This is a genomic window from Mesorhizobium sp. LNHC232B00 (genome assembly GCF_000502435.1).
Classification (GTDB): domain Bacteria; phylum Pseudomonadota; class Alphaproteobacteria; order Rhizobiales; family Rhizobiaceae; genus Mesorhizobium; species Mesorhizobium opportunistum.
In genome coordinates this window covers 165,240-187,828 of the sequence record NZ_AYWP01000002.1, presented here as the reverse complement: position 1 = coordinate 187,828, position 22,589 = coordinate 165,240, and the positions used below count along the sequence as shown (strand labels likewise).

23 protein-coding genes are annotated in these 22,589 nt (G+C 64.9%); 6 read left to right on the top strand and 17 right to left on the bottom strand.

Going from position 1 to position 22,589, the window contains the following annotated elements:
* Positions 1 to 49 precede the first annotated feature (49 nt).
* From X743_RS1000000170305 to X743_RS165620, 9 genes are all read right to left on the bottom strand, one after another.
* Positions 50 to 673, bottom strand: coding sequence for a hypothetical protein (locus tag X743_RS1000000170305; protein ID WP_198028407.1), 624 nt, complete (start codon positions 671 to 673; stop codon positions 50 to 52).
* Between the two features lie 304 nt (positions 674 to 977).
* Complete coding sequence (locus tag X743_RS165585; protein WP_023763828.1) at positions 978 to 1,442, bottom strand: DUF2231 domain-containing protein; 465 nt, start codon at positions 1,440 to 1,442, stop codon at positions 978 to 980.
* 206 nt (positions 1,443 to 1,648) lie between these two features.
* Positions 1,649 to 2,002: a cupin domain-containing protein gene (locus X743_RS165590; RefSeq protein WP_023763827.1), complete on the bottom strand. Its 354-nt coding sequence runs from the start codon at positions 2,000 to 2,002 to the stop codon at positions 1,649 to 1,651.
* A gap of 126 nt (positions 2,003 to 2,128) precedes the next feature.
* Entirely contained in the window at positions 2,129 to 3,022 is an 894-nt protein-coding gene (locus tag X743_RS165595) for a sugar phosphate isomerase/epimerase (RefSeq protein ID WP_023763826.1), read from the bottom strand.
* Between the two features lie 69 nt (positions 3,023 to 3,091).
* The gene (locus X743_RS165600) at positions 3,092 to 4,030 is read right to left on the bottom strand and encodes an ABC transporter substrate-binding protein (RefSeq protein ID WP_023763825.1); all 939 of its coding nucleotides are present in this window, start codon (positions 4,028 to 4,030) and stop codon (positions 3,092 to 3,094) included.
* A gap of 78 nt (positions 4,031 to 4,108) precedes the next feature.
* Positions 4,109 to 5,119 (bottom strand): ribose ABC transporter permease, encoded by a 1,011-nt coding sequence (locus X743_RS165605; RefSeq protein WP_023763824.1) that lies wholly within the window; start codon positions 5,117 to 5,119, stop codon positions 4,109 to 4,111.
* On the bottom strand, positions 5,116 to 6,660 hold the full coding sequence (locus X743_RS165610; RefSeq protein WP_023763823.1) for a sugar ABC transporter ATP-binding protein: 1,545 nt from the start codon (positions 6,658 to 6,660) through the stop codon (positions 5,116 to 5,118). The genes X743_RS165605 and X743_RS165610 overlap by 4 nt, the downstream gene beginning before the upstream one ends.
* Positions 6,657 to 8,036, bottom strand: coding sequence for an FGGY-family carbohydrate kinase (locus X743_RS165615; RefSeq protein ID WP_023763822.1), 1,380 nt, complete (start codon positions 8,034 to 8,036; stop codon positions 6,657 to 6,659). The genes X743_RS165610 and X743_RS165615 overlap by 4 nt, the downstream gene beginning before the upstream one ends.
* Positions 8,033 to 8,815: a DeoR/GlpR family DNA-binding transcription regulator gene (locus tag X743_RS165620; RefSeq protein ID WP_023763821.1), complete on the bottom strand. Its 783-nt coding sequence runs from the start codon at positions 8,813 to 8,815 to the stop codon at positions 8,033 to 8,035. The genes X743_RS165615 and X743_RS165620 overlap by 4 nt, the downstream gene beginning before the upstream one ends.
* 179 nt (positions 8,816 to 8,994) lie before the next feature.
* Here X743_RS165620 and X743_RS165625 point away from each other — a divergent pair, with 179 nt between their 5' ends.
* From X743_RS165625 to X743_RS165635, 3 genes are read left to right on the top strand one after another with little or no spacing between them, the layout of a single operon-like run.
* A complete protein-coding gene (locus tag X743_RS165625; protein WP_023763820.1) occupies positions 8,995 to 10,038 on the top strand; it encodes a class II aldolase/adducin family protein in 1,044 nt (347 codons plus the stop codon).
* A 12-nt stretch (positions 10,039 to 10,050) separates the two neighbouring features.
* A complete protein-coding gene (locus X743_RS165630; RefSeq protein ID WP_023763819.1) occupies positions 10,051 to 11,325 on the top strand; it encodes an FGGY-family carbohydrate kinase in 1,275 nt (424 codons plus the stop codon).
* Complete coding sequence (locus tag X743_RS165635; protein ID WP_023763818.1) at positions 11,322 to 12,173, top strand: TIGR01459 family HAD-type hydrolase; 852 nt, start codon at positions 11,322 to 11,324, stop codon at positions 12,171 to 12,173. The genes X743_RS165630 and X743_RS165635 overlap by 4 nt, the downstream gene beginning before the upstream one ends.
* Here X743_RS165635 and X743_RS165640 read toward each other — a convergent pair.
* Positions 12,160 to 13,185: a sugar-binding transcriptional regulator gene (locus X743_RS165640; RefSeq protein WP_023763817.1), complete on the bottom strand. Its 1,026-nt coding sequence runs from the start codon at positions 13,183 to 13,185 to the stop codon at positions 12,160 to 12,162. The two genes, X743_RS165635 and X743_RS165640, sit on opposite strands and share 14 nt — an antisense overlap.
* 156 nt (positions 13,186 to 13,341) lie before the next feature.
* Here X743_RS165640 and X743_RS165645 point away from each other — a divergent pair, with 156 nt between their 5' ends.
* Positions 13,342 to 14,142: a hypothetical protein gene (locus X743_RS165645; RefSeq protein WP_023763816.1), complete on the top strand. Its 801-nt coding sequence runs from the start codon at positions 13,342 to 13,344 to the stop codon at positions 14,140 to 14,142.
* Positions 14,143 to 14,151: 9 nt separating this feature from the next.
* Here X743_RS165645 and ptsP read toward each other — a convergent pair whose 3' ends face one another.
* From ptsP to X743_RS165670, 5 genes are all read right to left on the bottom strand, one after another.
* Positions 14,152 to 16,119 carry a phosphoenolpyruvate--protein phosphotransferase gene (gene ptsP / locus X743_RS165650; protein WP_023763815.1) on the bottom strand — a complete coding sequence of 656 codons (1,968 nt, stop codon included), beginning with the start codon at positions 16,117 to 16,119 and terminating at the stop codon, positions 14,152 to 14,154.
* Between the two features lie 56 nt (positions 16,120 to 16,175).
* The gene (locus tag X743_RS165655) at positions 16,176 to 16,556 is read right to left on the bottom strand and encodes a PTS glucitol/sorbitol transporter subunit IIA (RefSeq protein ID WP_023763814.1); all 381 of its coding nucleotides are present in this window, start codon (positions 16,554 to 16,556) and stop codon (positions 16,176 to 16,178) included.
* A 136-nt stretch (positions 16,557 to 16,692) separates the two neighbouring features.
* On the bottom strand, positions 16,693 to 17,697 hold the full coding sequence (locus X743_RS165660; protein WP_023763813.1) for a PTS glucitol/sorbitol transporter subunit IIB: 1,005 nt from the start codon (positions 17,695 to 17,697) through the stop codon (positions 16,693 to 16,695).
* Between the two features lie 16 nt (positions 17,698 to 17,713).
* Positions 17,714 to 18,475 carry a PTS glucitol/sorbitol transporter subunit IIC gene (locus X743_RS165665; RefSeq protein ID WP_013892733.1) on the bottom strand — a complete coding sequence of 254 codons (762 nt, stop codon included), beginning with the start codon at positions 18,473 to 18,475 and terminating at the stop codon, positions 17,714 to 17,716.
* A gap of 52 nt (positions 18,476 to 18,527) precedes the next feature.
* Positions 18,528 to 18,965 carry a transcriptional regulator GutM gene (locus X743_RS165670; protein ID WP_013892732.1) on the bottom strand — a complete coding sequence of 146 codons (438 nt, stop codon included), beginning with the start codon at positions 18,963 to 18,965 and terminating at the stop codon, positions 18,528 to 18,530.
* Positions 18,966 to 19,157: 192 nt separating this feature from the next.
* On the opposite strand from X743_RS165670, the gene X743_RS165675 reads away from it, so the two are divergent.
* Positions 19,158 to 19,799, top strand: a complete 642-nt coding sequence (locus X743_RS165675; RefSeq protein WP_023763811.1) for a hypothetical protein — start codon at positions 19,158 to 19,160, stop codon at positions 19,797 to 19,799.
* Positions 19,800 to 19,879: 80 nt separating this feature from the next.
* On the top strand, positions 19,880 to 20,554 hold the full coding sequence (locus X743_RS165680; RefSeq protein WP_023763810.1) for an HAD family phosphatase: 675 nt from the start codon (positions 19,880 to 19,882) through the stop codon (positions 20,552 to 20,554).
* 19 nt (positions 20,555 to 20,573) lie between these two features.
* On the opposite strand, the gene X743_RS165685 is transcribed toward X743_RS165680, so the two are convergent.
* Entirely contained in the window at positions 20,574 to 21,710 is a 1,137-nt protein-coding gene (locus X743_RS165685) for a DUF930 domain-containing protein (RefSeq protein ID WP_023763809.1), read from the bottom strand.
* Between the two features lie 105 nt (positions 21,711 to 21,815).
* Positions 21,816 to 22,559 (bottom strand): 5'/3'-nucleotidase SurE, encoded by a 744-nt coding sequence (locus tag X743_RS165690; protein WP_023763808.1) that lies wholly within the window; start codon positions 22,557 to 22,559, stop codon positions 21,816 to 21,818.
* Between the last annotated feature and the right edge of the window lie 30 nt (positions 22,560 to 22,589).

Genomic DNA, 22,589 nt, shown 5'->3' with positions numbered 1-22,589 from the left:
AATGCGCTCGAATTCACGCCCTCATCGGCGAGGAATTCTGCGCGATGCGCTAGGTCAGCCCGATCACGCTGCCTGTCGCGTTCAATTCGCATTTGATCGGCGCCTGCCGTGTTTCCACGCTGCCTTGCCGTACATAGTCGATGCTGACCTCAACGGGAGCCGAGATCGTATCCCGACTCAACTGACGTACGAGACCCGCGCTGCTGACGCGCACCCTGGTCGCGCCAAACGGCGCGGCTGCCGATTCGATGGCATCATGGCAGGCCCGAATGACTTCATCCGGAACGCCCGGCACCGCCTCGGTTCGGCTGACCGTTAATTGAGTGTTGCTGTCGCTGGGAGGCTGGAGAGCAGCCGGGAGGTCGAGCGACTGTCCGCCTCTTGCGGACGCGACGGCGGTGGCAGTGGCCGCTCCCGGGGCCGTCGGCGTGCCGGTTGTGCTGGTCTCATCGTCCGCTGGCGAACCGGAGCCGCCGGGATTATTGCTAGTCCCTTTGTGCGAGCCGCCATTTTGGCCGCCAGCGCCATGCCCTCCGCCGCCACTGCCGCCAGAACCATGGCCGCCGCCGTGCTGGCCGCCGGTTGCAGCTCCTGCGCAAAGCACCGCGATCGAGCAAGCTAGGACGAAATACGCACAGGTGAATCCACGCGATTGACGCACGACGACCTCCATGGATGCGTCGGTCCAACCGTCCTTCCGCGGCATGCAGCCAGAAGGGCGCGAACCGCCGCTGCCCCGAGGCAACCTCGCGACTGCCGCGCCCGTGAAGGAATTAGGGGATGAATCCGGTGTATCAAGGATACTTAGCTGGTAGGGACCGATGAGAGCGCTTGGCTGGCGAGTGCCATATCGCTGATGTCAAGGCCGCCTGGATGACGCCGCAGACGCCTTCATGACTCAATGGCCGAAGTGGCCTGGCCGATGCCCCGGCGAAGGAAAATGCACAGATCAGCGAACACGCTTACCGCGGCACAGGTCAGCGCACCTCCTCCGAGCCGTCGGCTACACCCACGCGATGTCGGTAAACCATTTCCCAGCCCTTCCAGCCGGTAAACAGGAGGATGAGAACCACGATCAACGACAAGATCAGGCCGGTGGGCACCACCGCCGCCTCGCTGTGGGCGTATCGCGAGTACCAGTTGTAGAGTTCGATCAGGACGACGACCACATTGCCGCCAGCGTGGAGCCATGCATCACTCAGATTGCGGATCTGAACATCGCCCAAGACATCCGTCAGGCCGGCAAGCGCGGCCAAGGCGGCCATTATCAGGCCCGCCCCAAGCAGCCAAAGGCTGGCGGTGACCCATCCCGGGTTGCCTGTTCGCCAGAAGATCAGGTCGCAAACGAAGGTGGCGACAAAAAAGGCGATCGGGAACGGAATAAGCATCGGGTGGATGGGATGGCCGGCAACACGTGCCGTGGTTTGTGGGTTGCGGCTCATGGCAGTGCCTCCAATAGGCAGCGCACCCCTTCGCAGCCTGCAGTTCATTCCTGAAAGACAGCGTACAAGCAAACGCTGGCACCAGGTGAATGTTCCACAAGCCAGACGGCAGAGCCCCGCAGAGGCACGAAAGGCGTCGCTTGAACACTCGCCCGCCATGGCGAACCATGGCGGGATTTTCATGCGGCCGGACGGATCACCCCGCCTCAGGCAACCCTGACCACAAAATGTTTGGTCACCGGCTCGATGATCTTCCAGGTGCCTTTGAAATCGGCTTCCACCACGAAGGCGTCGCCGGGACCCACTTCGACCGGCGTGCCGCCGTCGGGGGTGATGATGATGCGGCCGGCGATCATGTGCACGAACTCATAATCGGTATAAGTCGCGTGATAGGTGCCCGGCGTCGCCCGCCACGTGCCCGACATCACCTTGCCGTCCTCGGTCGTGTGCTGGACGGCGGTCTGCATGGTCGGCCTGCCCTCGACCACGATCCAGCCGGCGAGATCGCCGGCCTCCGCGTGTTCGACCGGGCCGAATTTGAAGATCGTCTGGTCTGTCATGTCAGGGCTCCGTCTGGTCAATTGTGCTGGCATCATGTGCCTGGACGGTGGGATATCCGATGCACCCGCAACCGGCAATGCCGCCGCAAGCGGCTGACATCCGGACAGTCGCCTCGACGAACGGACCTATGGCTTGTGCCTGGCCGAGACGAGTTCCGCCTTGCGCCGCGCAGTCTCCAGTCCGAGGCCGATGAAGGCGCGCGCATGCTTGGCGAGCGCCATGTTGTCCGTCCACAGATTGCGCCAGATGGCGGTCTTCTTCGACAGGTTCTCGTCGACGATCTCCGAGGAGAACGATTCGAAGCTGAGATCGTCGGCATAGCCGATAGCCGTCAGCGCATCGAAGATCGCCGCGAAGTCGATGTTGCCGGTGCCGAGGAAGCCGCGATGGCTTTCGCCGATATGGACATAGCCGATCTTGGCCGCCGCGTGGCGGATGGCGAGCCCGACATCGGCCTCCTCGATGTTCATGTGAAAGGTGTCGAGATGCAGGAAGATGTTGTCTGAGCCGGTGTCCTCGATGAAGGCGAGCCCCTGCGCGGCGGTGTTGAGGAGGTTGCTTTCGAAGCGGTTGACGATTTCGAGATTGAGCGTGACGCCGGCGGCCTTGGCCGTCTCGGCGACCTTGGCCAGCGCTGCTGCGCTGCGGTTCCATTGATCGCGTGTCGGCGCCTCGGCCTGCAAGCCGTGGCTGGTCGACAGGATGCCGGCGACCTTGCGGCCGCCAAGGTCGCGCGTCAGCGCGATGGTCTGGTTGAGGATTTTGACGCCGCGCGCCGCGACCGCCTTGTCGGCGCTCGATATGTCGCCGTCGGCGGGCAGTCCGATGCTGATCGCCACCCCAAGCCCGAGATCGGCGATGCGCTTGGCAAGCCCGCCAATGTCGACATCCGCCGGGTCGAGATAGGAGAATTCGATCAGCTCGAAGCCGGCCTCCCTTGTGTTGGCCAGCGTGCGTTCGAGCTCGCCTTGCGCCGAGCTTGCCGACCAGACGAAAGAATGGATTCCGATGCGCGACATGATCGTCTCCGGATTGCGGCGAAAAGGATGGGCGCGGCCGGGATCAACCGGCCGCGCTTGTTGAAACGATCAGCGGGCCGCGGTCCAGCCCTTGTAGTCCTTGAGGTTGTCGGCGGTGATCAGCTTGGGATCGAGCAGCACGGTGGCTTCCGCCGGCTTCTTGCCGGCCAGCAGCTCGGCCGCCATGGTCAGCGACTGGCCGGCCATCACATAGGGATCCTGCGAGGCCGAGGCCTTGATCATCGACTTGCCGGAAGCGAGCTCCTTTTCGATATCGGGCGCGCCGTCGACCGCGGTGATGATGAATTCCGAACGGTTGAGCTGCTTGGCGGCAAGCTGGGCGCCGATGGCCGTCGGATCGTTGATGGCGAACACCGCGTCGATCTTGTCGAAGCGGGTGAGCAGCGACTGGAACACCTTCAGGCCGCCGTCGCGCGAGCCTTCGGCATTCTGGTCGTCGGAAAGGATCTTGATGTCGGGATGCTGCGCGAGCACGTTCTTGCAGCCCTTCACCCGCTCCAGGATCGACGACGACGCCGGGCCGTTGAGGATGACGTAGTCGCCCTTGCCGCCAGTGTTGTCGACCAGATACTGGCAGGCCTCCTCGCCGGCCTTGACGTTGTTGGTCATCACGGTGACGTCGGCGCCCGGCGCCGAAACGTCGAACGCGGCAACGATGACGCCGGCGGCCTGCGCCTTCTTCACCGCCGGCGCGATCGCCTTGGCGTCGACCGCGTTGAGCATGATCACGTCGACGCCGGCGGCGATGAAGGAATCGACCTGCGAAACCTGCTTGTTGAGGTCGTAGTCGGCCGATACCGACGTTACCTCGACCTTCGGGTTGATCTTCTTGGCCGCGTCCTCGATGCCCTTGATGGTGGCGACGAAGAAGGGATTGCCGAGCAGGCCGACAGAGATGCCCACCTTGTTGAGATCCTTGGCCGATGCCGGCGCGATGGCGACGGCCGCGAATGCGGCGCCGCAGAGCAGTTTGGCGATGGTCTTCATTACGCTTACTTCCTCCGATTGCCCGCGCCTCTCACGGTGCGTTACACAAGCCGGCATTTGCGCCGGCGACCAGGTCACTCACGTTCTTGCCCCTGCCTGGAGCCTGTAGCGGTCGAGGGCGACCGCCACGATGATGACCAATCCCTTGATGATGTACTGCCAGATGTCCGAGACACCGGCCAAGATGAGCCCGTTGGAGAGCACCGCGATGATCAGGCCGCCGATCAGCGTGCCCCAGATCGAGCCGACGCCGCCGACAAAACTGGTGCCGCCCAAAATCACGGCGGCGATGGCGTCGAGCTCGTAGGACTGCCCGAGCTGCAAGCCGTTGGCGGCGTAGAGCCGTGCCGCCGACATGGCGCCGCCGAGGCCGGCGAGCAGGCCCGAAACGCCATAGACGAAGAGCAGCACCAGCGGCACCTTGATGCCGGTCAGCCGCGCCGCCTCGGCATTGCCGCCGACGGCGTAGATCCAGGTGCCGAGCACCGTGCGCTTGAGCACCAGCCAGGACAGCACCACCACCGCCAGCGCGATGACGACCAGCCAGGGAATGCCGAACAGCGAGCCATTGCCGATGAAGTCGAACGGCAGGTCGGAGTTGAACACCGTCGTGTCCTGCCCGAGCAGGCGGGCAACGCCGCGCACCGCCGTCAGCGAGCCGAGCGTGACGATGAAGGGTGGCAGCTTGATGTAGGCGACGAGCAGCCCGTTGATGAGGCCGAAGCCGAGGCCGACGAGAATGGCTGCCGGCACGCCGAGCAGGCCCCAGTCCGGCACCAGGGACACCAGCACCGCCACCATCGCCGAGGCGGCGAGGATGGAACCGACCGACAGGTCGATGCCGCCGGTCAGGATGACGAAGGTCATGCCGGCGGCGAGCACGATGTTGATCGATGATTGCTGCGTGACGATCAACAAGTTGGTCTGGGTGAGGAAGCGGGGATTGATGAACTGGAAGCCGGCCGCCAGCAGCACCAACACCGGCAGCATGCCAAGCGCGGCGAAAACGGTGCTCAGCCGCCGGCTCCTGACCGCCGCCTGGTCCACTGCCGCCGTCCCGGTCGTCTTGTCGGTCGTTCTGTCGATCATTCCTGGGCCGCTCCCGTCGCAAGTTCCATGATCGCTTCCTGACGAAGCGGCTCGCCCCCGGATGCCGTCACCTCGCCCGATATGGCGCCGTCGCGCATCACCAGCACGCGGTCGGCGACGCCGATCACCTCGGGCAATTCGCTGGAGATCATCAGGATGGCGATGCCCTGGTTGGCGAGATTGTCGATCAGCCGGTAGATCTCCGACTTGGCGCCGACATCGACGCCACGGGTCGGCTCGTCGAGGATGACGACCTTCGGCTCGGTCTCCAGCAGCCGGGCGAGCAGCACCTTCTGCTGGTTGCCGCCCGACAGCGAGCCGGCATTGGCCTGTGCCGAGCGGGTGCGGATCGAGAGGTCCGCAATGGCCTTTGCCGCGCGCCTGTCGGCGGCGGTGAAGTCGCGGAATCCGCCCGCCCGTGCGTCCCTGGCCAGCACACCCATGCTGATATTGTCGGAGATCGACATGTCGAGGAACAGGCCGAGTTCCTTGCGGTCCTCGGTGAGGTAGGCGATGCCGGCGTCGAGCGCCTCGCGCGGCGAGCCGATGGAGATCGGTACGCCGTCGAGTTCAACCGTGCCGGCGCTGCGCTTGTCGGCGCCGAAGATCAGCCGGGCGAGTTCGGTGCGGCCGGAGCCGACGAGACCGGCCAAGGCCAGCACCTCGCCCTTGTGGAGATCGAACGAACAGTTCTTCAGCAGCCGCCCGTCGGACATGCCGCGCACCGAGAGCGCGACGGCCCGCTTCTCGTCCGGTGGGCGATGATCCTTCTTGTAGAAAGCCGAGAGGTCGCGGCCGACCATCATAGACACCAGGCGCGAGGCATTGAGGTCGGCGCGCTCAAGCGTGCCGACATAGCCGCTGTCGCGCAGCACACTGACGCGGTCTGCGAGCTGGTAGACCTCTTCCATGCGATGGCTGATGTAGATGATGGCGATGCCTTGCGCCTTCAGCGTCGCGATCACCTCGAACAGGCGGTCGGTCTCGCGCGAGGTCAGCGACGTCGTCGGCTCGTCCATGACGATGATACGCGCATTGGTCGACAAAGCGCGGGCGATCTCGACCAGCTGTCGCTCGCCGAGCGACAGGCTGGAGACCAGGACGCGCGCCGAGAAGGAGACGCCGAGCCGGCCGACGATCTCGCTGGCGCGCCGGTTGCATTGGTCACGATCGACGACGCCGAAGCGGCGCGGCTCATTGCCGAGAAAGATGTTCTGCGCCACCGTCAGATTGGGGGCCAGCGACAGCTCCTGATAGATCACCGCGATGCCGGCGGCGCGCGCCTTGATCGGATCGCCTGTCGCGGCGGGCACGCCGTCGATCAGGATCTCGCCACCGGGATCCGGCCGATAGGCGCCCGACAGGACCTTCATCAGTGTCGACTTGCCGGCACCATTCTCGCCCATCAGCGCGTGCAGCTCGCCAGCATGGACGCTGAGCGAGACATCGTGCAAGGCGCGGATCGCACCGAAGGTTTTGGAGATGTGGCGCATCTCCAGCACCGGCTGGCGTGTGTTTTCGACCTTGGCCGTCGCGGTCATCGCGCGCCTCCCGCCACTTTGCCCGCCGTGCCGCGGCCGGCGACGAGATCGCGCCAGTCGTCGCGGTAGCCGGCAAGGCCGGTGAAGCGCGCCGCGGTCACCGGTCCCGGTACCTCGGCGGCGAATTCGCGCCCGACACTCTCGAAGGCGAGCGCCGCCGCACCCGTGGCGCTGCCTTCCAGCGAGGCGCCCTGCATAAAGCCCTGGCCGGGACGCAGCTGCGCCAGCAGCTCGGCAAGCAGTCCGCCAGCGTTCAGCCCGCCATCGACGATGACGGTGTTTTGCGAATGGATCAGGTCGAGGCAGAGGTCGACCATCAGTGCGACATACAGCAGTGCCACGGCCGCGCGCTCTCCGGCATCGGGCATGCGCCCAAGCAGCCGGCCTGGGCGATCCGGCATCGGGCCGCCCGGCGCGAAGCTCGGCAGCGCCATGATGCCGGCGTCGATTGCCTGCTGGATCGAGCCATTCGGGATCGCGCCTTGCCAGCCATCGCTGATGACGGCGAATTCGCGCCCGCCCATGAAGCGGATGGTCGGCACCGGGCCGCCGTCGACATCGACATTGACCAGCATGTCGCGGTCCCGGTCGAGTGCCTCGAGCGGGCAATCGGGATTGAGCACGACCACCCAGGTGCCGGTCGACACCACGGTCAGCGGGCCAAGCTCCTGCCGGCGATAGGCATGGAGAGCCGCATTCGAATCGTGGACGCCGTTGTGGACGGCGACCGGCCGCGCGGCGCCGCCAAGATGCCGCTCGCCGATGACGGCGCCGGCACGCGCGAAGGTCGGCATCCGGCCGCGCCAGCCTTCGGTATCGACCAGCGAAGAGAAATCACGCCGGCGCGGCGCCCACAAATGCGAATGGCAGCCGAGATAGGACACTTCGCAAACCGGCCTGCCGCCCAGACGCCAGCTCCAGTATTGCGGATAGCCGAGGATCGATGTCGCCGCCGCGAATGCGTCGGGATCAACCTCCTGCAGCCACAGCATGTGGCGGCCATAGTTGAAACCGAGCGGCAGGCGCGGCGAGAACGTCTCGGCAAAACCCGGAATGCGAGGATCGATCCGAGCGGCGATCTCGGCCGGCGGCTCCTGCTCGTAGTCGAGAATCGGGTGCGTCAGCGCCTCATCGTCCACCAGGGCAAAGGTGCAGCCATGGCCGGATACCATCACCCCTTCGACACCATTGTTGTCGACCGCGTCAGTGACGGCACTGAGCGCCCAATCGTGGAGGTCGGCCTCGTCAAGCACGCTGAAGCCGTTCTGGCGCGTCCATTTCGGCTGGGTCCGGCGCTCGTCGAGGATGCGCCCGTCCTGGCCGAAGACGAACAGCTTCGAATTGGTCTTGCCGAAGTCGAGCACCGCCAGTTTCATGGGACGGCTCCCAAGGTGGAAGCAATCCGCACCATGACGCCGGCATCTTCCAGCATGCGTGCATCGCCATCGGAGAGGCCATCATCGGTGATCAGCGTGCCGATGCGCGACAGCGGCAGCGAGACATTGCGCGCGTGGATGGAAAGCTTGCGGCTGTCGGCCAGCACCACGATCTGGTCGGCGCACAGGCTGAGATCGACGATCGAGCGCACCAGCAGCGGGTGCGACTCCAATAGCCCTTCCTGATTGAGGCCTTGCGCGCCCAGAAAGAATTTCGAGGCGTAGAAGGAGTTGGCCTGGGTCGGCGAATGGATGATGCCGGGTTCGCGATGCAGCTCGCCGCCGGCAACCGTCAGGCTGCAATGGCCGTGATCGCTGAGATAGGCCGCGAGCGGCATCGAATTGGTGTAGAGCCGGATGTTGCGCTCGGCGAGCTTGACGCCGAGATGGAAACAGGTCGAGCCGCCATGGACGATGACCGCATCACCGTCGCGCACCATGGTCGCGGCAACGGCTGCGATCTGCCGCTTGGCCTCGACGGCGAGGTCACGGTTCTCGTCATAGGGCCGGGCATAGGCGACGCCCGCATGGGCAGCGCCGTCGAGCGCCGAGATGCCGCCATAGACCTTCCGTGCTTCCCCGGCTTCGTCGATCCTGTCGATATCGCGCCTGACCGTCGCCGCCGAAACGCCGAGCCGCTCCTGCAACTCGCGTACCGAGGCGAACGGGCGGTCCCGCAGCAGTTCGACGATCTGACGCTGGCGGCCGAAGTCGCTCAACACTTCCCTCCCGAAATGCCATTTTTCATGACAATTGGCGCAACTTACTCAACATTAGTCGGATTGCAAGCTGTTTTGAGGATATTAGATCACTGTTGACGTAGATCACTCATATCTGCGATATCTCCGCCAAATGTCGGTCCCGGCGACGGGATTTCGTGCAGGGAGAAGAAGGCGCCATGGCAAACCAGGCTGATGCACAGGAACTGGCAGCCTTGCGGGCGCTTTCGGCCGGCATCGGGCTGAACCCGCACATGACCCAGGCGGCGGGCGGCAACACCTCGCTCAAGGCCGGCGACACGCTGTGGATCAAGGCTTCGGGCACATGGCTGAAGGATGCGCTCAGCGACGACATCATGGTGCCGGTGGCGATGGCGCCGTTGCTCAAGGCGGTCGAAGAGCGCAATCCGGCAGCCGACAAGCCGCAGGCCTTTGCCATCGATGAACTCAATCCGCGCGGCCTGCGCCCATCGATCGAGACCACGGTGCATGCCTTGATGCCGCAGCGCGTGGTTCTGCATGTCCACTGCGTCGATACGATTTCGCTTGCCGTGCAGGCCAATGGCGAGACCGAGGTCGCCAGGCGGCTGGACGGCATCGAATGGGCCTATGTCCCCTATTTCCGTCCAGGTCTGCCGCTCGCCCGCGGCATTGCCGAGAAGCTGCGGCCCGGTGTCGATGTGCTGGTCCTTGGCAATCACGGGCTGGTCGTCGCCGCCGAAACCGTGGCCGAGGCTGACCTCCTGCTGCGCCGCGTCCGGTCGCTCCTGGCGCGACCGGCACGCGTCACCGCCGCGCCAGACATCGCGGCCCTGACAACGCTTGCCGGCGACAGCGTCTACCGATTGCCGGCGGATATCGAGGCGCATGCGGTCGCGCTCGATCCGGAAAGCCGCCGCATGGCCGAGGCCGGCAGCCTCTATCCGGACCATGTCATCTTCCTCGGCCAGGGCTCGGTCGTGGCCGAGCCAGGCGAAGGCGCGGCCGGTGTCATCGCGCGGCTCGGCGCCGCACCCGTGGCGATCTTGTTTCCCGGCGCCGGGATCCTGATGCGCGGCGACGCCAGTGCCGGTGCCGATGCCATGCAGCGTTGCCTCGCCGACGTGACGGCACGCGTCGACGTGGCGGCGCGTCTGAACTATCTCACTGCCGCCGAAAACGACGAACTGGTCAACTGGGACGCCGAGCAGTATCGCCAGAAGCTCAACGCGGCCGGCGGCTAGCAAAGGACTGAGATGATGCCCCTTGTGATCGGCATCGACATCGGCACATCGGGCGCGCGGGCCGTCGCCATGCGTCCGGACTTTTCCATTGCAGGCCAGTCCGCTGTCCGCCTCGACACGTTCAGCCAGGATCCACGCGCGCCCTCGGCATGGTGGCAGGCGGTCCAGGCGGCGCTGACGGAGCTGCTTTCGGGCATCGACGGCGCCGCGGTTCGTGCCATCGCCGTCGACGGCACGTCGGGCACGCTGCTGCCGGTCGACGCCGCCGGGCGGCCGCTGGCGGAACCGCTGATGTACAACGACAAGGTCGCCGACGGCGGAATCCTGGCCGCGATCGCGCGCGAGGCGCCGGAGGCAAGCGCCGCACACGGGGCGACGTCGGGCCTCGCCAAGGCTTTGCTGTTCCAGCATCTGCCCGGCATCGCGGCAGTGCTGCACCAGGCCGACTGGATCGCGGGAAACCTGTCCGGACGTTTCGATGTCAGCGACGAGAACAACGCGCTGAAGACGGGCTATGACGTCGAGGCCCGGCGCTGGCCGGACTGGATCGCGGCAGCCGGCATGCGCATGGACTTGCTGCCGCGCGTGGTCAAGCCTGGCGATGTCACCGGCACCCTCACCCCAGCCATGGCGGATCTGTTCGGCCTGCCGCGCGATGTGGCCGTGGTTGCCGGCACCACCGATGGCTGCGCCTCGTTCCTGGCGACCGGCGCTACGGCCACCGGCGACGGCGTCACCGCGCTGGGATCCTCGCTGACCATCAAGATCCTGTCCGACCGGCCGATCTCGGCGCCGCGCTTCGGCATCTACAGCCATCGGCTCGGCGACACCTGGCTGGCGGGCGGCGCTTCGAATTCCGGCGGCAAGGTACTGGCCCAGCATTTTCCGCTAGCGCGGATCATCGAACTCAGTGCGGCGATCGACCCTACGACCGAGACCGGCCTCGATTATTATCCGCTGAGCACAGCGGGCGAACGGTTCCCCATCGCCGATCCGGCCCTGCCGCCACGCCTCACCCCTAAGCCGGCAGACGACGCCGACTATCTCAAAGCGATGCTCGAGGGCATGGCCGCGATCGAGGCGCTCGGCTACAGCAGGCTGGCAGAGCTTGGCGCACCGGCGCTGACATCGGTCAGGAGCGTCGGCGGCGGCGCGGCAAATCCGGCATGGACGGCGATCCGGCAGCGCAAGCTCGGCGTCGATTTCCTGCCCACGCTGTCCGACGAGGCTGCAGCCGGCACCGCCAGGCTGGCGCTGAAGGGCGCGGCCAAGGCAGGACTGGCATGATCGCGAAAAGGATCGAACGTCTCGACGGCATCGCGCCGCTGGCTGAGCGCTACCAGGTTTTCCTGCTCGACCAGTTCGGCGTGCTGCATGACGGCCAGGCTCCTTATCCCGGCGCGGTGGCGGCATTGTCGGCGTTGAAGCACGCCGGCAAGACGGTGGTGCTGATTTCCAATTCCGGCAAGCGCGCCAGGCCCAACGAGGAGCGCCTGCTCAAGCTCGGCTTCGCCGCCGGAAGCTGGGATCATTTCGTCTCCTCCGGCGAGGTGGCATGGCGCTCCTTCAATGACATGGCGGCATCGGGAAAGCTGCGGCCGGGGACAAAATGCCTGCTGATCAGCCGCGACGGCGACCGCACGGCGATCGACGGCCTGCCCTTTGTGCCGACCGAGGCAGGCGAAGAGGCCGAACTGGTGCTGATCTCGGCCAGCGAGGGCGACCGCTACGAGCTCGACCACTATCGCAGGCTGTTTGCTCCGGCGGCGGCACGGCAGGTGCCATGCTTCTGCACCAATCCCGACAGGATCATGCTGACGGCGGTCGGCCCCCGCTTCGGCGCGGGCGAACTCGCCGATCTCTACGAAAGCCTTGGCGGCAGCGTCACCCGCATCGGCAAGCCCTATCCGGCGATCTTCGACGCCGCGCTTGCGCTGGCCGGCGAGCCGGATCGTGGCAGGGTGGTCTGCGTCGGCGACAGCGTCGAGCACGACATAGCGGGCGGAAATGGCGCCGGCGTCGCCACGGCGCTGGTGCTGAGCGGAATCCTGGCCGACACATCGGATCTTGCCCCTGTTTTCGACGAACAGCAGGCCTGGCCGGACTACATCACTGCTTCCTTCAGCTTCCGCTGACCGCATCAAGCATGCGCCTTGCGCTTTCCTCGTCGGTGATCAGGATCGTCGGCGCGATCAGGTTCATGGCGCCGAGCAGCGCCGCTGTCTTCTCCTCGCCGCCGGAAGTGAGGATGCGGATCGGCGCCTTGCGCAGGCGATCGACATCCACCGACATCACATGGCTGTTGACGGGATGGTCGACCAGATCGCCGTTGCGGTCGTAGAAATGGAACAGAAGGTCGCCGACGGCGCCACGCGCAAGCAGGGCCTCCCGGTCCGCTTCCTTGAGAAAGCCGCCGCGCGAGAAGGTGGTGGCCGAAGCGATGCCGCCAACGCTCAGCAGGACGGCATCGAGCGCGTCGGCCATTTCGAAAATCTCCTGCAGGCCGCAGCGCTCGACCAGCGCGATCTTGGTCTCGATGCTGTCGACCACGGCCGGTGTCGGCATCAGATAGCCGTCACCCTGGAAGATCTGGGCGAAGCGCCACGCGAACTCGGCCGGGTTGACCCGGCGCGCGACGCCAACACCGCCAAGCAGCGATATCACGCTGAAATCGGTCAGCGACTTGGCGCTGATGAACGGCAAAGTGTGGAACAGCGTCACACCCCAGCCGACACCGACCCGCATGCCCGATTTCATCGCATCGGACAGGAACATGCCGGTCTTGGCGGCGATTGCCGGGATCGGATCGGCATTGGCCGCCGTCAGCGGCGCCACCAGCGCCTGCTGCAGGCCGAAGGTCCTTTCGAGCGCACGCTCCAGCCGCACGATCTCCAGGAGCTCGCTCTCGATGGTGATCTTCACCTCGTTGCGCGCGCGGGCCTCCGCCAGCATGCGCACGATGGTGACGCGGCCGACGCCGAGCACGTCGGCGATCTCGTTCTGCGTCATCTGCTCGACGAAATACATCCAGGCGGCGCGGATCCTGAGGCGATCCGTCCGGCTCTCGCTGGCGACCTGCTCGGTCGCTCCGGCTCCGATCCGCCCCTCGTCGACCCGCCCCTCTCCGGTTTGTCGTCGCCTGCCCAAATCATTCCTCCCCCGCAGCGATGGACCAGCACGCCATTGCCGATTCTGCGTGCCGTTTTAGTATCGCCTATTGATCTGCCAATCGATAGGAACAATGTAGTGTTGGTGGCTGGCTGCTGCTGACGGCCCTCCACGGCACTTTCGAGGCGACCCGCGATGCTCCGACAAATCTCCGAAGATGTCCGCGTCAACCTGAAGGACCGGTTGCGGGAAGTCCGCGACATCATCCGCCAGAGCCGCCATGACGGCACCGGCGACGCCAGCCTGCTGCACGAAGCCACCAGTCACCTGCCGCCATTTCCGGGCAAAGGCATCGAAGGCCTGCTCAGCCACGCCGCGAGTGCCGTCGACGAAGCCCTGTCGATCGCCGAATCCTTTGTCCCGCACGAGCGCCCGATCAAGGTCGACGGAACGACCGTAAAGGGCCTCGGCACCTATTTCCCGGCCGGAAACGAGGACCGGCAGTTGAGCGCGGAGCGCCTGTTCCGGCGCGACATGTACTATCTGACCAAGGCGGTGCTTGCCGGGCTGAAGATCGACAATGCCCGTATCCATGAAGCCGATTTCGCCGCCGTTCATGCCACGATGCGCAAGCGGCATGGCGATCTGCTGGCCGCGCTGACCGCGCCCGGTGCCGGCCTGCAGGCGATCGCGGCCACCTGTTCGGCGCTGCTGGTTGAGTGCCTCGCCCAGCGTCCGGTCCGCTTTGGCGAAACCGCCCCGGAAACGACGGCGGCGGGTGACCGGGCACTCGACATAAGCTGTCTGGCACCGGTCGTCTTGGCTTGCGGCCTGGCGACGACCGGCCGCGACGGCGCGCCGGAGCCCGACATGCTGGAGATCGCGATCCTGGCGGCCGATATACGTCACGACCGCATCGCTCAGGCCTGCGGCAGGGCGAGCCCGGTCAATGAACTGACGCCTGTCTTCGCCACCCTGCTTGCGCATTTGCCGTAGCTCAGGGATTTAGTCCCCGGCGATGGCCATGATCGTTTTCTTGGCGCGCTGGATCGAGGCCGGGCTCATCGAAAGTTCGGTCAGCCCCATCTCGAGGAAGGTGGGGATGAGATCCGGCCGCCCGGCCGCCTCACCGCACATGCCGACCATGATGCCGGCCGCGACGCCGGCCTTGGCCGTGAGCTCGATCGCCGACATGACGGCCGGATTGCTGACGTCGTTGAGCTTGGCCACCGTAGGGTTCAGCCTGTCGGCGGCCATGATGTACTGGGTGAGATCGTTGGTGCCGATCGAGAAGAAGGCCACTTCTTTTGCCAGCGCCGGCGCGATCAGCACGGCGGCCGGGGTCTCGATCATCACGCCGAGGTCGAACGTTGCGTAAGGCGCGCCTTCGGCCTTCAGCTCGGCGGCACATTCATCGACCAGTGCGCGGGTGCGCGTGACTTCGGAAATATCGGACACCATCGGCAGCATCACCTTGATGTTGCCGTGCACGGCTGCCCGGAGCAGCGCCCTGAGCTGGCGCTTGAAGATGTCGGGCCGGTCGAGGCACATGCGGATGCCGCGCCAGCCGAGGAAAGGATTCTCCTCGTCGGGGAATTCGATGCCGGCAATCGGCTTGTCGCCGCCGATATCGAGCGTGCGCACGATGACCGGGTAGGGTGCGAAGGCCTTGGCCAGCGCCGCATAGGTCTCCGCCTGCATGTCCTCCGAGGGGAGATGCATATGGCGCATGAACAGAAGCTCGGTGCGGAACAGGCCGACGCCCATGGCGCCGGCTTCCTGCGCCGCCTCGATCTCTTCCAGCGAGCCGATATTGGCGGCGACCTCGATAACCCTGCCGTCGGCGCGCTTCGGCGTCACCGTCTTGAAGACGCTAAGCCCGGCACGCTCCTTTGCCGCCGCCTCGACGCGGCCCGCGAAATCGGCGCGCGTCGCCGCATCGGGGTCGACGATCACATGGCCGCTATTGCCGTCGAGCGCCACCTCTTGAGCGGCACGCAGGGCATTGACCTTGTTGCCGAGGCCCAGCACCGCCGGAATGCCATGCGAGCGGGCGATGATGGCGATGTGCGAGGTAGCGCCGCCATGGCCGCAAACCACCCCGCCGATGCGTTTCAGCGGCGCGCGCGCCAGATCCCAGGCGCCGATGTCGTCGGCGATGAGAATGGCCCCTTCCGGGATATTTTCCAGGCTGACGTCGTCTTGGCCCAGCAGCACCAGGCATATCTGCCGCCCGACGGCATGGACATCGTCGGCCCGGGCATTGAGATAATGATCGTCAACGGCGCTGAAATCGGCGGCGATGGTAGAGGCGGCGGTGATGACGGCCGAAACAGCATCATTGCCGCCCCTGATGGCTTTTTCGGCCTCGCCGGTCAGGCTGTCGTCGGCGGCGATATCCCTGAGTGCGGCGACGATGCCGCGATCTCCGGCCGACAGGCTGTCCTGCGCCAACGCCCGGTCCATGCGCGCCTGGACCGCGGCAATGGCGGCGCGAAACCTGTCGATCTCGCCGGCGATCTCATCGGCCTGCAACAGGCGGCCCTGCCCGGCAATGTCAGGCGGGAAATGTGCGAAGGCCGGACCGATGGCGACGCCTTCGCTTGCGGCGACACCGCGCAAGCTGTTTGCTTCGCTGGATGCGGCCGGCGCCGGTTGGGGCGCCGGTGCAGGTGCGGCATCATTCGCCGGGCTCTGCGGTTCTTCATCGTCGAGACCGGCCTTGGGGTTTTCCAGATAGCCGATCAGCGCCTCGATGGCCTCGATGGCGTCGGCGCCATTCGCCCGCACCGTGACTTCCTGGTTTTCCTTGACCGACAGCAGCATCAGCTTGACGGAACTCTTGGCGCTGACCGCCTTGCCGTCCTTGACCAGCTCGACATCGGATTCGAAACCCTTGGCGAGCTTGACGAACCGCGTGGCGGGACGGGCGTGCAGACCTTCATGCACTCTGACGATGGTCGAGCGTTCCATGGCAAATACTCTGCTTTTTTGAGCGCCAAAACCAGATGGGTCGCGGCGCGATGCTTTCAGGCGGCGATGGTGATGATCGCCTCTGTCTTCAGGGCGGCCACGAGCGCTTGTGTATCGACCTGCGATGCACAGATTTCGCCCGGCCTCTCGGCCTCGCTGGCGCCGTTGAAGGAGATGACGACGTGGCCCATCTCGAGGACCTTGCTCCATGCGCTGGAGCCGACCGCGGTTATGGTCGCGGAAACATCGCCAAGGGTAATCGACGCGCCCTTCTGGGGCGCGCCGTCGCTAGGTCCGTGCTCCATCTTGTGGAGCACGGAAACCTCGGCGAGCTCGGGCGGCGAGCCATCCGCGAACAGGATGACCACGCCCCCTTCGGCAAGGTCCGCCACTTCGGGTCCGATGGCTGTGACCCGTGTTCTCAACAGAACGGTCATATGGCGAACCTCATTTTCCAACTCTCCTGAGATAGAGTGGCTCATCGTTTTATGGAAACGGCGAGCCACTCTATCTCTTTTGTTTTGAAGCAATTCCGGACGGAAAACCGTGGAACACTTTTCCTGGAATTGCTTCTTAGAACACGATCAGGCTGACGACCCAGGCGATCAGCACCGAGACCGGACCCATGATCTGGCGGCTGATGAGCACCGCCGGCACACCGATTTCGATCGTCTTCGGCTTGGCTTCGCCCAGCGCCAGGCCGACCGGAACGAAGTCGCAGCCGACCTGGGTGTTGTAGGCAAACAGCGCCGGCAGGGCCATCGCCGGCGAAATCGTGCCGTTGGCGATCTGCGGACCGATGATGGCGACGCCGATGACCTGCGCGATGACCGCGCCTGGCCCGAGGATGGGCGACAGGAACGGCAGGCCGCAGATCGCCGAGATGATCAGCAGGCCGACGATGTTGTTGGCCAGCGGTCCCATCGGCTGGGCCAGCACGTCGCCGATGCCGGTGTACAGGATCAGGCCGATGAGCATGGTCACGAAGGCCATGAACGGCAGCACGTTGCGCACGACCTGGTCGATGGTGCGGCGGCCGGAATTGAAGAAGATGCCGACCACACGACCCATGACGCGGCCGATCGAGCTGATCAGGCCGATAAGCCCGCCTTCGCTCGGCAGCGGCTGTGGTGCCGCGGCTGCATTGCTATTGTTTGAACTCATCGATGCTGCTCCCCCCGCAGTGGTGACCGTTTCGGATCCGTCCGCCATTGTGACGTTGGCCGGCTTCACGCCCGAAACGTAGATGTCTTCCGTGATGAACTGGGCGAGCGGCCCAGCCTGGCCGACCGGCGTCAGGTTGACGGTCGGGATGCGCTTGCGCGGGTAGACGCCGCAGCGGGCGGTACCGCCGCAATCGACGACGACGACCGCCATCTCGCCTTCGACCGGCGGCGCCTTGAAGCCGTCGACAGCCGTGGCGCCGGTCATGTCGGCGATGAGCTGTGCCACGGGATGGATGCCGCCTCCCGTAACGGAGACGATCTTGTCGCGCTGCGCGGTTGGCTCGATGACGAGCGGGCCGCCCCAGCCTGTGTTGCCCCTGGAAATGCGTACGGCTTTGTATGTCTTGGCCATGTTGTCCTCCCCGCCCTTACAGCTCGACGCCCTGGCGGCGTGCCATGATGGCGGTGATGCGCTCGGTCAGCATGCCCTTGAGCAGGATGACGACGAGGCCGACGATGGCGTACCAGATCGCCACCTTGACGTGGTAACCGGCAACGACCGCACCCTTCTTTTCCAGCTCCAGCAACGCGACGAGAATGCCGCCCCAGACGAAATATTCGCCGGGATTGATGTGCGGGAACAGGCCAAGCGGCGGGTGCACGTAGGACACGGCCGCGTCATAGAAGGCCGGCTTGTGCTTTTCTTCCAGGAACGATCCGAACGTATAGGCCATCGGATTGGTGAGGAAGAACACCGCCAGCAGCGGCAGCAGCGTGTAGCGCGTTAGCGCGATACGGCCGGCACCGCGCGCCAGGCCATGCACGCGCTCTTCGCCGACCAGCTCGGTGACGGCATAGAAGGCGGTCATCAGCACCACCAGCGTCGGGATGATGCCGGTGACGAAGCCGGCGAACACTTCGCCGCCCTTCTGGAAGATGCCGATGAAGTATTTGCCGATGGCGGTCAGCCAGCCGAGCTGCTCTTCCTGCTGGACCTCTTTCAGCTTTTCCTTGAACTGATCGACGGTGATCGGTCCGCTGTCCGCCTGTGCGAGGACAACGAGATGGTCGGAGGCATGCTCGACGGCGAGCTTGCCATGCAAAGCAGCATCCGAGACCATGGCACCTGCGACATGCAGATTGTGCACGGCCATGTCGGCATGCTGCGCCAACAACGAAAATACAGACATTTCTCCTCCTTATGCCGCCCGCCGGTTTATCCCAGTCGGTGCGCGGCGTGCTTTAGGCCCTTGCTACGTTCAAACCGGATAGGCCCGGCTTCTTCCCCGGCTCCGACCGTGCTTTGTCGATCTGCTCGATCGCGCGCTTCACGGCCTCGGCCACACCGGGTTCCCCCTCCCCCATGATTGCAGGGTTGGACCGGAGTCGATCGAGGGCAACGCCCTCGAATTCTTGAAATCTCTTGAATTTGGTGAAGACGGAACGGCCGCTCATCACCATCACGCGGCGCACGACCAGGTCAGGCGTCACCACGACCAGCGCGATGGTGCCCTTGGCCAGCCGGCCGCGAAAATTGCCGGCTCCGACAAAGCCATCCTTGTACTGGTCGGTGACACCGCGGAAGACATCCGAATAGTGCCGCATCTGCAGCCAGACGCCGAGCGACTGCAGCGCCCACACAATAACCAGCAGAAGCAGTCCCCACTGCCAAATCGCCATTCGGTTCTCCTCCCGAAGTCTCAGTTGAAGCGCACCTTGGACCGGCGCGCGACAACAGCAAAGTGAGAACATTTGTTTCCACGAATGTCAATATGTATGATATTGACCCTGGTCACGGTCATCCACCGGGCCGTCGGCCGATTTCGGCGGCGGCACGGCTGTGCTAGCCTGTGACGAAACGGGATGCGTGAAATGGAACTGCCCTTCAGGGACGAACTGGCCCTCATGCCCGACCTGCGCCACCGGTTGCGGCAGCTGCGCTGGTTCCGCGCCACCTTCCGCGGCAGCGCCAAGGTGGTCTCGGACACGTTCGGCGTGCGTTTCGAGATCGACGAGGCGAAGCTGACCCGGGCTTTTCTCGACTGGGTCGAGATCATGGAAGAGCAGAAGCGCTTCGCCGCGGTCGACCGCGCCGACTTCATCGTCTTCGCCGCCGGCCTCGTGCTGCGCGAATTGATCAAGCAGGCGCCGGCCAGGGAAATCTCGGGCCTCGCGCAGCTCATCGAGACGGACCAGAATGCCGGCACGCTGGAAATCATCCGCTTCTGGCCGGAAGGCTTCCTCTACACCAACTACTGCGTCTCGGTCATTTCGGCGATCTACGAGCAGGAATTCGGCACGGCACCCAGCATCGACAAATGTGCCGACGATCTGCGTACCTGGTGGTCCTATCGCGAGAACGTCACCGAGATGCCGGCCTACGCGGTGGCTTTCCTCGACCGCTTCCTCGGCGCCGAACCGAACTGGATCACGCCCGACCGCGCGCAGTCCCGGCAAGCCATGCAACGGGCGCTCGGATCCGCCCGCGCCAGCGACGCACTGCGCCAGCTTTGACCCCGCTAAAAACATCGCGCTATTGAACATTTGACTTTTTGCCGATAGCGATGTGCGAAATCGAGTCCGGAGAGAAGCGCGTGGCGCGACCAAGGCCCATCATTTTCGATTGCGACGGCGTCCTCGTCGACAGCGAGCCACTTGCCGCCAAGGCCTATGAACGCGTCTATGAAAAGCACGGCATGCCCGGCGTCCATGGCGGCATCATCGCCCAGTGCGTCGGCATGAAGCAGTCCGACATCATCATCCGAATCAAAGAGTTAACCGGTCACCAGTTTCCCGCTTCGGCGGACGGCGACATCTGGGCCGAGACCAAGATCCTGTTCTCCGAAGAGCTGAACCCGACGCCGGGGATCGCGGCGTTCCTGGAAACGCTCGAGGGCGACCGCTGCGTTGCCTCGTCATCGTCGGTCGAGCGCATCAACCACAGCCTTGCCGTCACCGGCCTGGCGCATTTCTTCGGCGACGCGATCTACAGTTCCTCGATGGTCAAGAACGGCAAGCCCGCGCCGGATATTTTCCTGTTCGCCGCCGCCAGGATGGGCGCCAATCCAGCCGATTGCATCGTCATCGAGGATTCCCCCTTCGGCATCCAGGGCGCGGTCGCCGCCGGCATGACGGCGATCGGCTACACCGGCGGCGGCCACACCTATTCCGAGCATGGCGCGCGGTTGACGGCGGCCGGCGCCGATTTCGTCTGCGCCGACTGGCATGAAGTTAGCCGGCAATTGTCTGGGCTCGGCGTGCCCGCCTAGGCTAGGCGTTGGAGCAATTCTAGAGAGGCCGCGGCCATTGGCTCCGTGGGATCACGGCGCCGACACGGAAGTTGAACGACAAGACCCTCGTCGCCTCGGTATCGACCTCGCACCGGAAGCTCAGCTGGTACCAAGTGGTCATCGTGCTGAAGGCGGCCTCCGGTCGGCTGAGAACGTTGCCTGCCTTGAGCGGAATGGTTGGCAGCCATTTGGGAGAATAGTCGGCCTGCTGCAATTCCTGATTCAGTACGTTGGCGCAAAGGTTGGCAATGCGCTGATCGCGCGGCACGTTCTCCATGGAGCTTGTGGCGAACGCATTGCCGGTTGCCCCCTGCGAGTAAAGCTTTCTGACGCCCGGAAGGCCGGAATAGATCGGCGATCCCGCAACCTCGTTGTTCGTCGAACCTGGCTTCCCTGCATTCCCGCCTGGGGCCTTCAAGGCTCTTGCGGATTTGAACTTCATAGGCTTTGAAGGTTTGGGCTTTGCCTTTTCGGCCGAGGCCGGAGGCGCCGGCTTGCCACCCGTCTCAGGCGGCAATGGCTCTGGCGTCACGGCCGCTTGCTTTTCGGCGGGTTGCGGTGCGACCTCCGGCGGCTGTTTGTCAGTGTCCTCGGCCGCCTGCTTCTCCTCGCTTTGCGCGGGCTTTTCGTCCGGCGCAACGGTGGCTGGCTTTTCGTCCGGCTTGCTGGGCTCTGCCTTCTGTTGTGGCGTTGCAGCCGGGGCAAGCTCGGTCGGCGTGGGTGTCGGTGCTACAGGCGGCTTCGCCGCCTGATCCTTGGCCGGCGACGGCGTGTTGGGCTTGGCGCTGCCACCGTCGAGCGATTTCTCCGGCCCGGTATCTTTCTGGCCGTACTGGAAAACGCGCTTCAGAACCTGGTCGTTTGGTGGTTTCGGCGGTTCCGGAGGCGGCTTTTGTTCAGGCGGCTTTTCAGCCTTCTTCTCAGGTGTCGGCTCCGGCGGCTTTGGTTCAGGTTTCGGCTTAGGCGTCTCGGGCGGCGGCACGATCGCGACATTGACCGGCTGCTCCTCCAGCGGCTGTGGGGGAGGCACGCGCAGGCCATAAACCAGCAGCGCCGCGATAAGCGCGTGCAGGATCAGCGATGCGGGAATGCCCCACAGCAGATTCCGACGCCGTTCTCGTGCCTCGTCCTTCATCCTGACCGATGTGGAATGAAATAGCGGCGGCTTCAAGCATAAGCACAGGATTGGCGCAATTTGGCCGCTGACAGCTTGGTGATCTGGATGATCACGCGCAGAAGATCAGCCCAGAATCCCGTCCAGAAACCGTTCGTCCAGCCGCGTTTCGCCAAACCAGTTCAGCCGGTTGATGCTGACGAAGCCGGCATCGATCGCCGCGTTCTCGTCGCCCGGCTTGCTTGCATGGGAACGACCGCGCGGCACGGCGATGACGGTGCGATCGCCATCGCTTTCAAGGATTTCGGCGGTGCGGCCAATCTTGTCACGGCCGATGCGCGGCTGCCGGATTTCGGCCGGCAGCGAAGTCGGCAGGTTGACGCTGAGCCAATGTCCCTCGCTCGTCCAATCCCCGCGCGATTGCCACAATGAAGCAATCAACGTGCCGAGCCAGTGGTCGTCGCCATCAGTAAAATCAGGATTCTTCACACGCGAAAAGCCGATCGCCGGGACGCCCCAGAAGGTCGCTTCTCGCGCAATGCCGAGCGTGCCGGAATAGGCGAGATCCTCGGCGACGTTGCGGCCGTCATTGACGCCCGACAGCACGAGGTCCGGCTTCTTCTCATCGGCGAAGAGCCATGTCATCGCGCTCACCACGCAATCGGCCGGCGTGCCGGAGCAGGAGTACCAGTTCGGCTTGACGCGCCGCATCGTAAAGGCTCTCGCGATCGTCAGCGACGACCCGGCGGCGGTGCGCTTGCCATCGGGCGCGACCACCCAGACATCGTCGCTCAGACCAGTGACCGCGTTGACGAGACGGGCAAGTCCCGGCGCTTCGATACCGTCATCGTTGCAGATCAGGATTCTCATTGTTCGCTCCCCAGAGCATGATGCCGAAAA

What these genes read in the sequence shown, in the direction of transcription:
- X743_RS1000000170305 (WP_198028407.1), bottom strand. Translation starts at nt 673, where the DNA reads ATGGAGGTCGTCGTGCGTCAATCGCGTGGATTCACCTGTGCGTATTTC.
- X743_RS165585 (WP_023763828.1), bottom strand. Translation starts at nt 1,442, where the DNA reads ATGAGCCGCAACCCACAAACCACGGCACGTGTTGCCGGCCATCCCATC.
- X743_RS165590 (WP_023763827.1), bottom strand. Translation starts at nt 2,002, where the DNA reads ATGACAGACCAGACGATCTTCAAATTCGGCCCGGTCGAACACGCGGAG.
- X743_RS165595 (WP_023763826.1), bottom strand. Translation starts at nt 3,022, where the DNA reads ATGTCGCGCATCGGAATCCATTCTTTCGTCTGGTCGGCAAGCTCGGCG.
- X743_RS165600 (WP_023763825.1), bottom strand. Translation starts at nt 4,030, where the DNA reads ATGAAGACCATCGCCAAACTGCTCTGCGGCGCCGCATTCGCGGCCGTC.
- X743_RS165605 (WP_023763824.1), bottom strand. Translation starts at nt 5,119, where the DNA reads ATGATCGACAGAACGACCGACAAGACGACCGGGACGGCGGCAGTGGAC.
- X743_RS165610 (WP_023763823.1), bottom strand. Translation starts at nt 6,660, where the DNA reads ATGACCGCGACGGCCAAGGTCGAAAACACACGCCAGCCGGTGCTGGAG.
- X743_RS165615 (WP_023763822.1), bottom strand. Translation starts at nt 8,036, where the DNA reads ATGAAACTGGCGGTGCTCGACTTCGGCAAGACCAATTCGAAGCTGTTC.
- X743_RS165625 (WP_023763820.1), top strand. Translation starts at nt 8,995, where the DNA reads ATGGCAAACCAGGCTGATGCACAGGAACTGGCAGCCTTGCGGGCGCTT.
- X743_RS165630 (WP_023763819.1), top strand. Translation starts at nt 10,051, where the DNA reads ATGATGCCCCTTGTGATCGGCATCGACATCGGCACATCGGGCGCGCGG.
- X743_RS165635 (WP_023763818.1), top strand. Translation starts at nt 11,322, where the DNA reads ATGATCGCGAAAAGGATCGAACGTCTCGACGGCATCGCGCCGCTGGCT.
- X743_RS165645 (WP_023763816.1), top strand. Translation starts at nt 13,342, where the DNA reads ATGCTCCGACAAATCTCCGAAGATGTCCGCGTCAACCTGAAGGACCGG.
- ptsP (WP_023763815.1), bottom strand. Translation starts at nt 16,119, where the DNA reads ATGGAACGCTCGACCATCGTCAGAGTGCATGAAGGTCTGCACGCCCGT.
- X743_RS165655 (WP_023763814.1), bottom strand. Translation starts at nt 16,556, where the DNA reads ATGACCGTTCTGTTGAGAACACGGGTCACAGCCATCGGACCCGAAGTG.
- X743_RS165660 (WP_023763813.1), bottom strand. Translation starts at nt 17,697, where the DNA reads ATGGCCAAGACATACAAAGCCGTACGCATTTCCAGGGGCAACACAGGC.
- X743_RS165665 (WP_013892733.1), bottom strand. Translation starts at nt 18,475, where the DNA reads ATGTCTGTATTTTCGTTGTTGGCGCAGCATGCCGACATGGCCGTGCAC.
- X743_RS165670 (WP_013892732.1), bottom strand. Translation starts at nt 18,965, where the DNA reads ATGGCGATTTGGCAGTGGGGACTGCTTCTGCTGGTTATTGTGTGGGCG.
- X743_RS165675 (WP_023763811.1), top strand. Translation starts at nt 19,158, where the DNA reads ATGGAACTGCCCTTCAGGGACGAACTGGCCCTCATGCCCGACCTGCGC.
- X743_RS165685 (WP_023763809.1), bottom strand. Translation starts at nt 21,710, where the DNA reads ATGAAGGACGAGGCACGAGAACGGCGTCGGAATCTGCTGTGGGGCATT.
- X743_RS165690 (WP_023763808.1), bottom strand. Translation starts at nt 22,559, where the DNA reads ATGAGAATCCTGATCTGCAACGATGACGGTATCGAAGCGCCGGGACTT.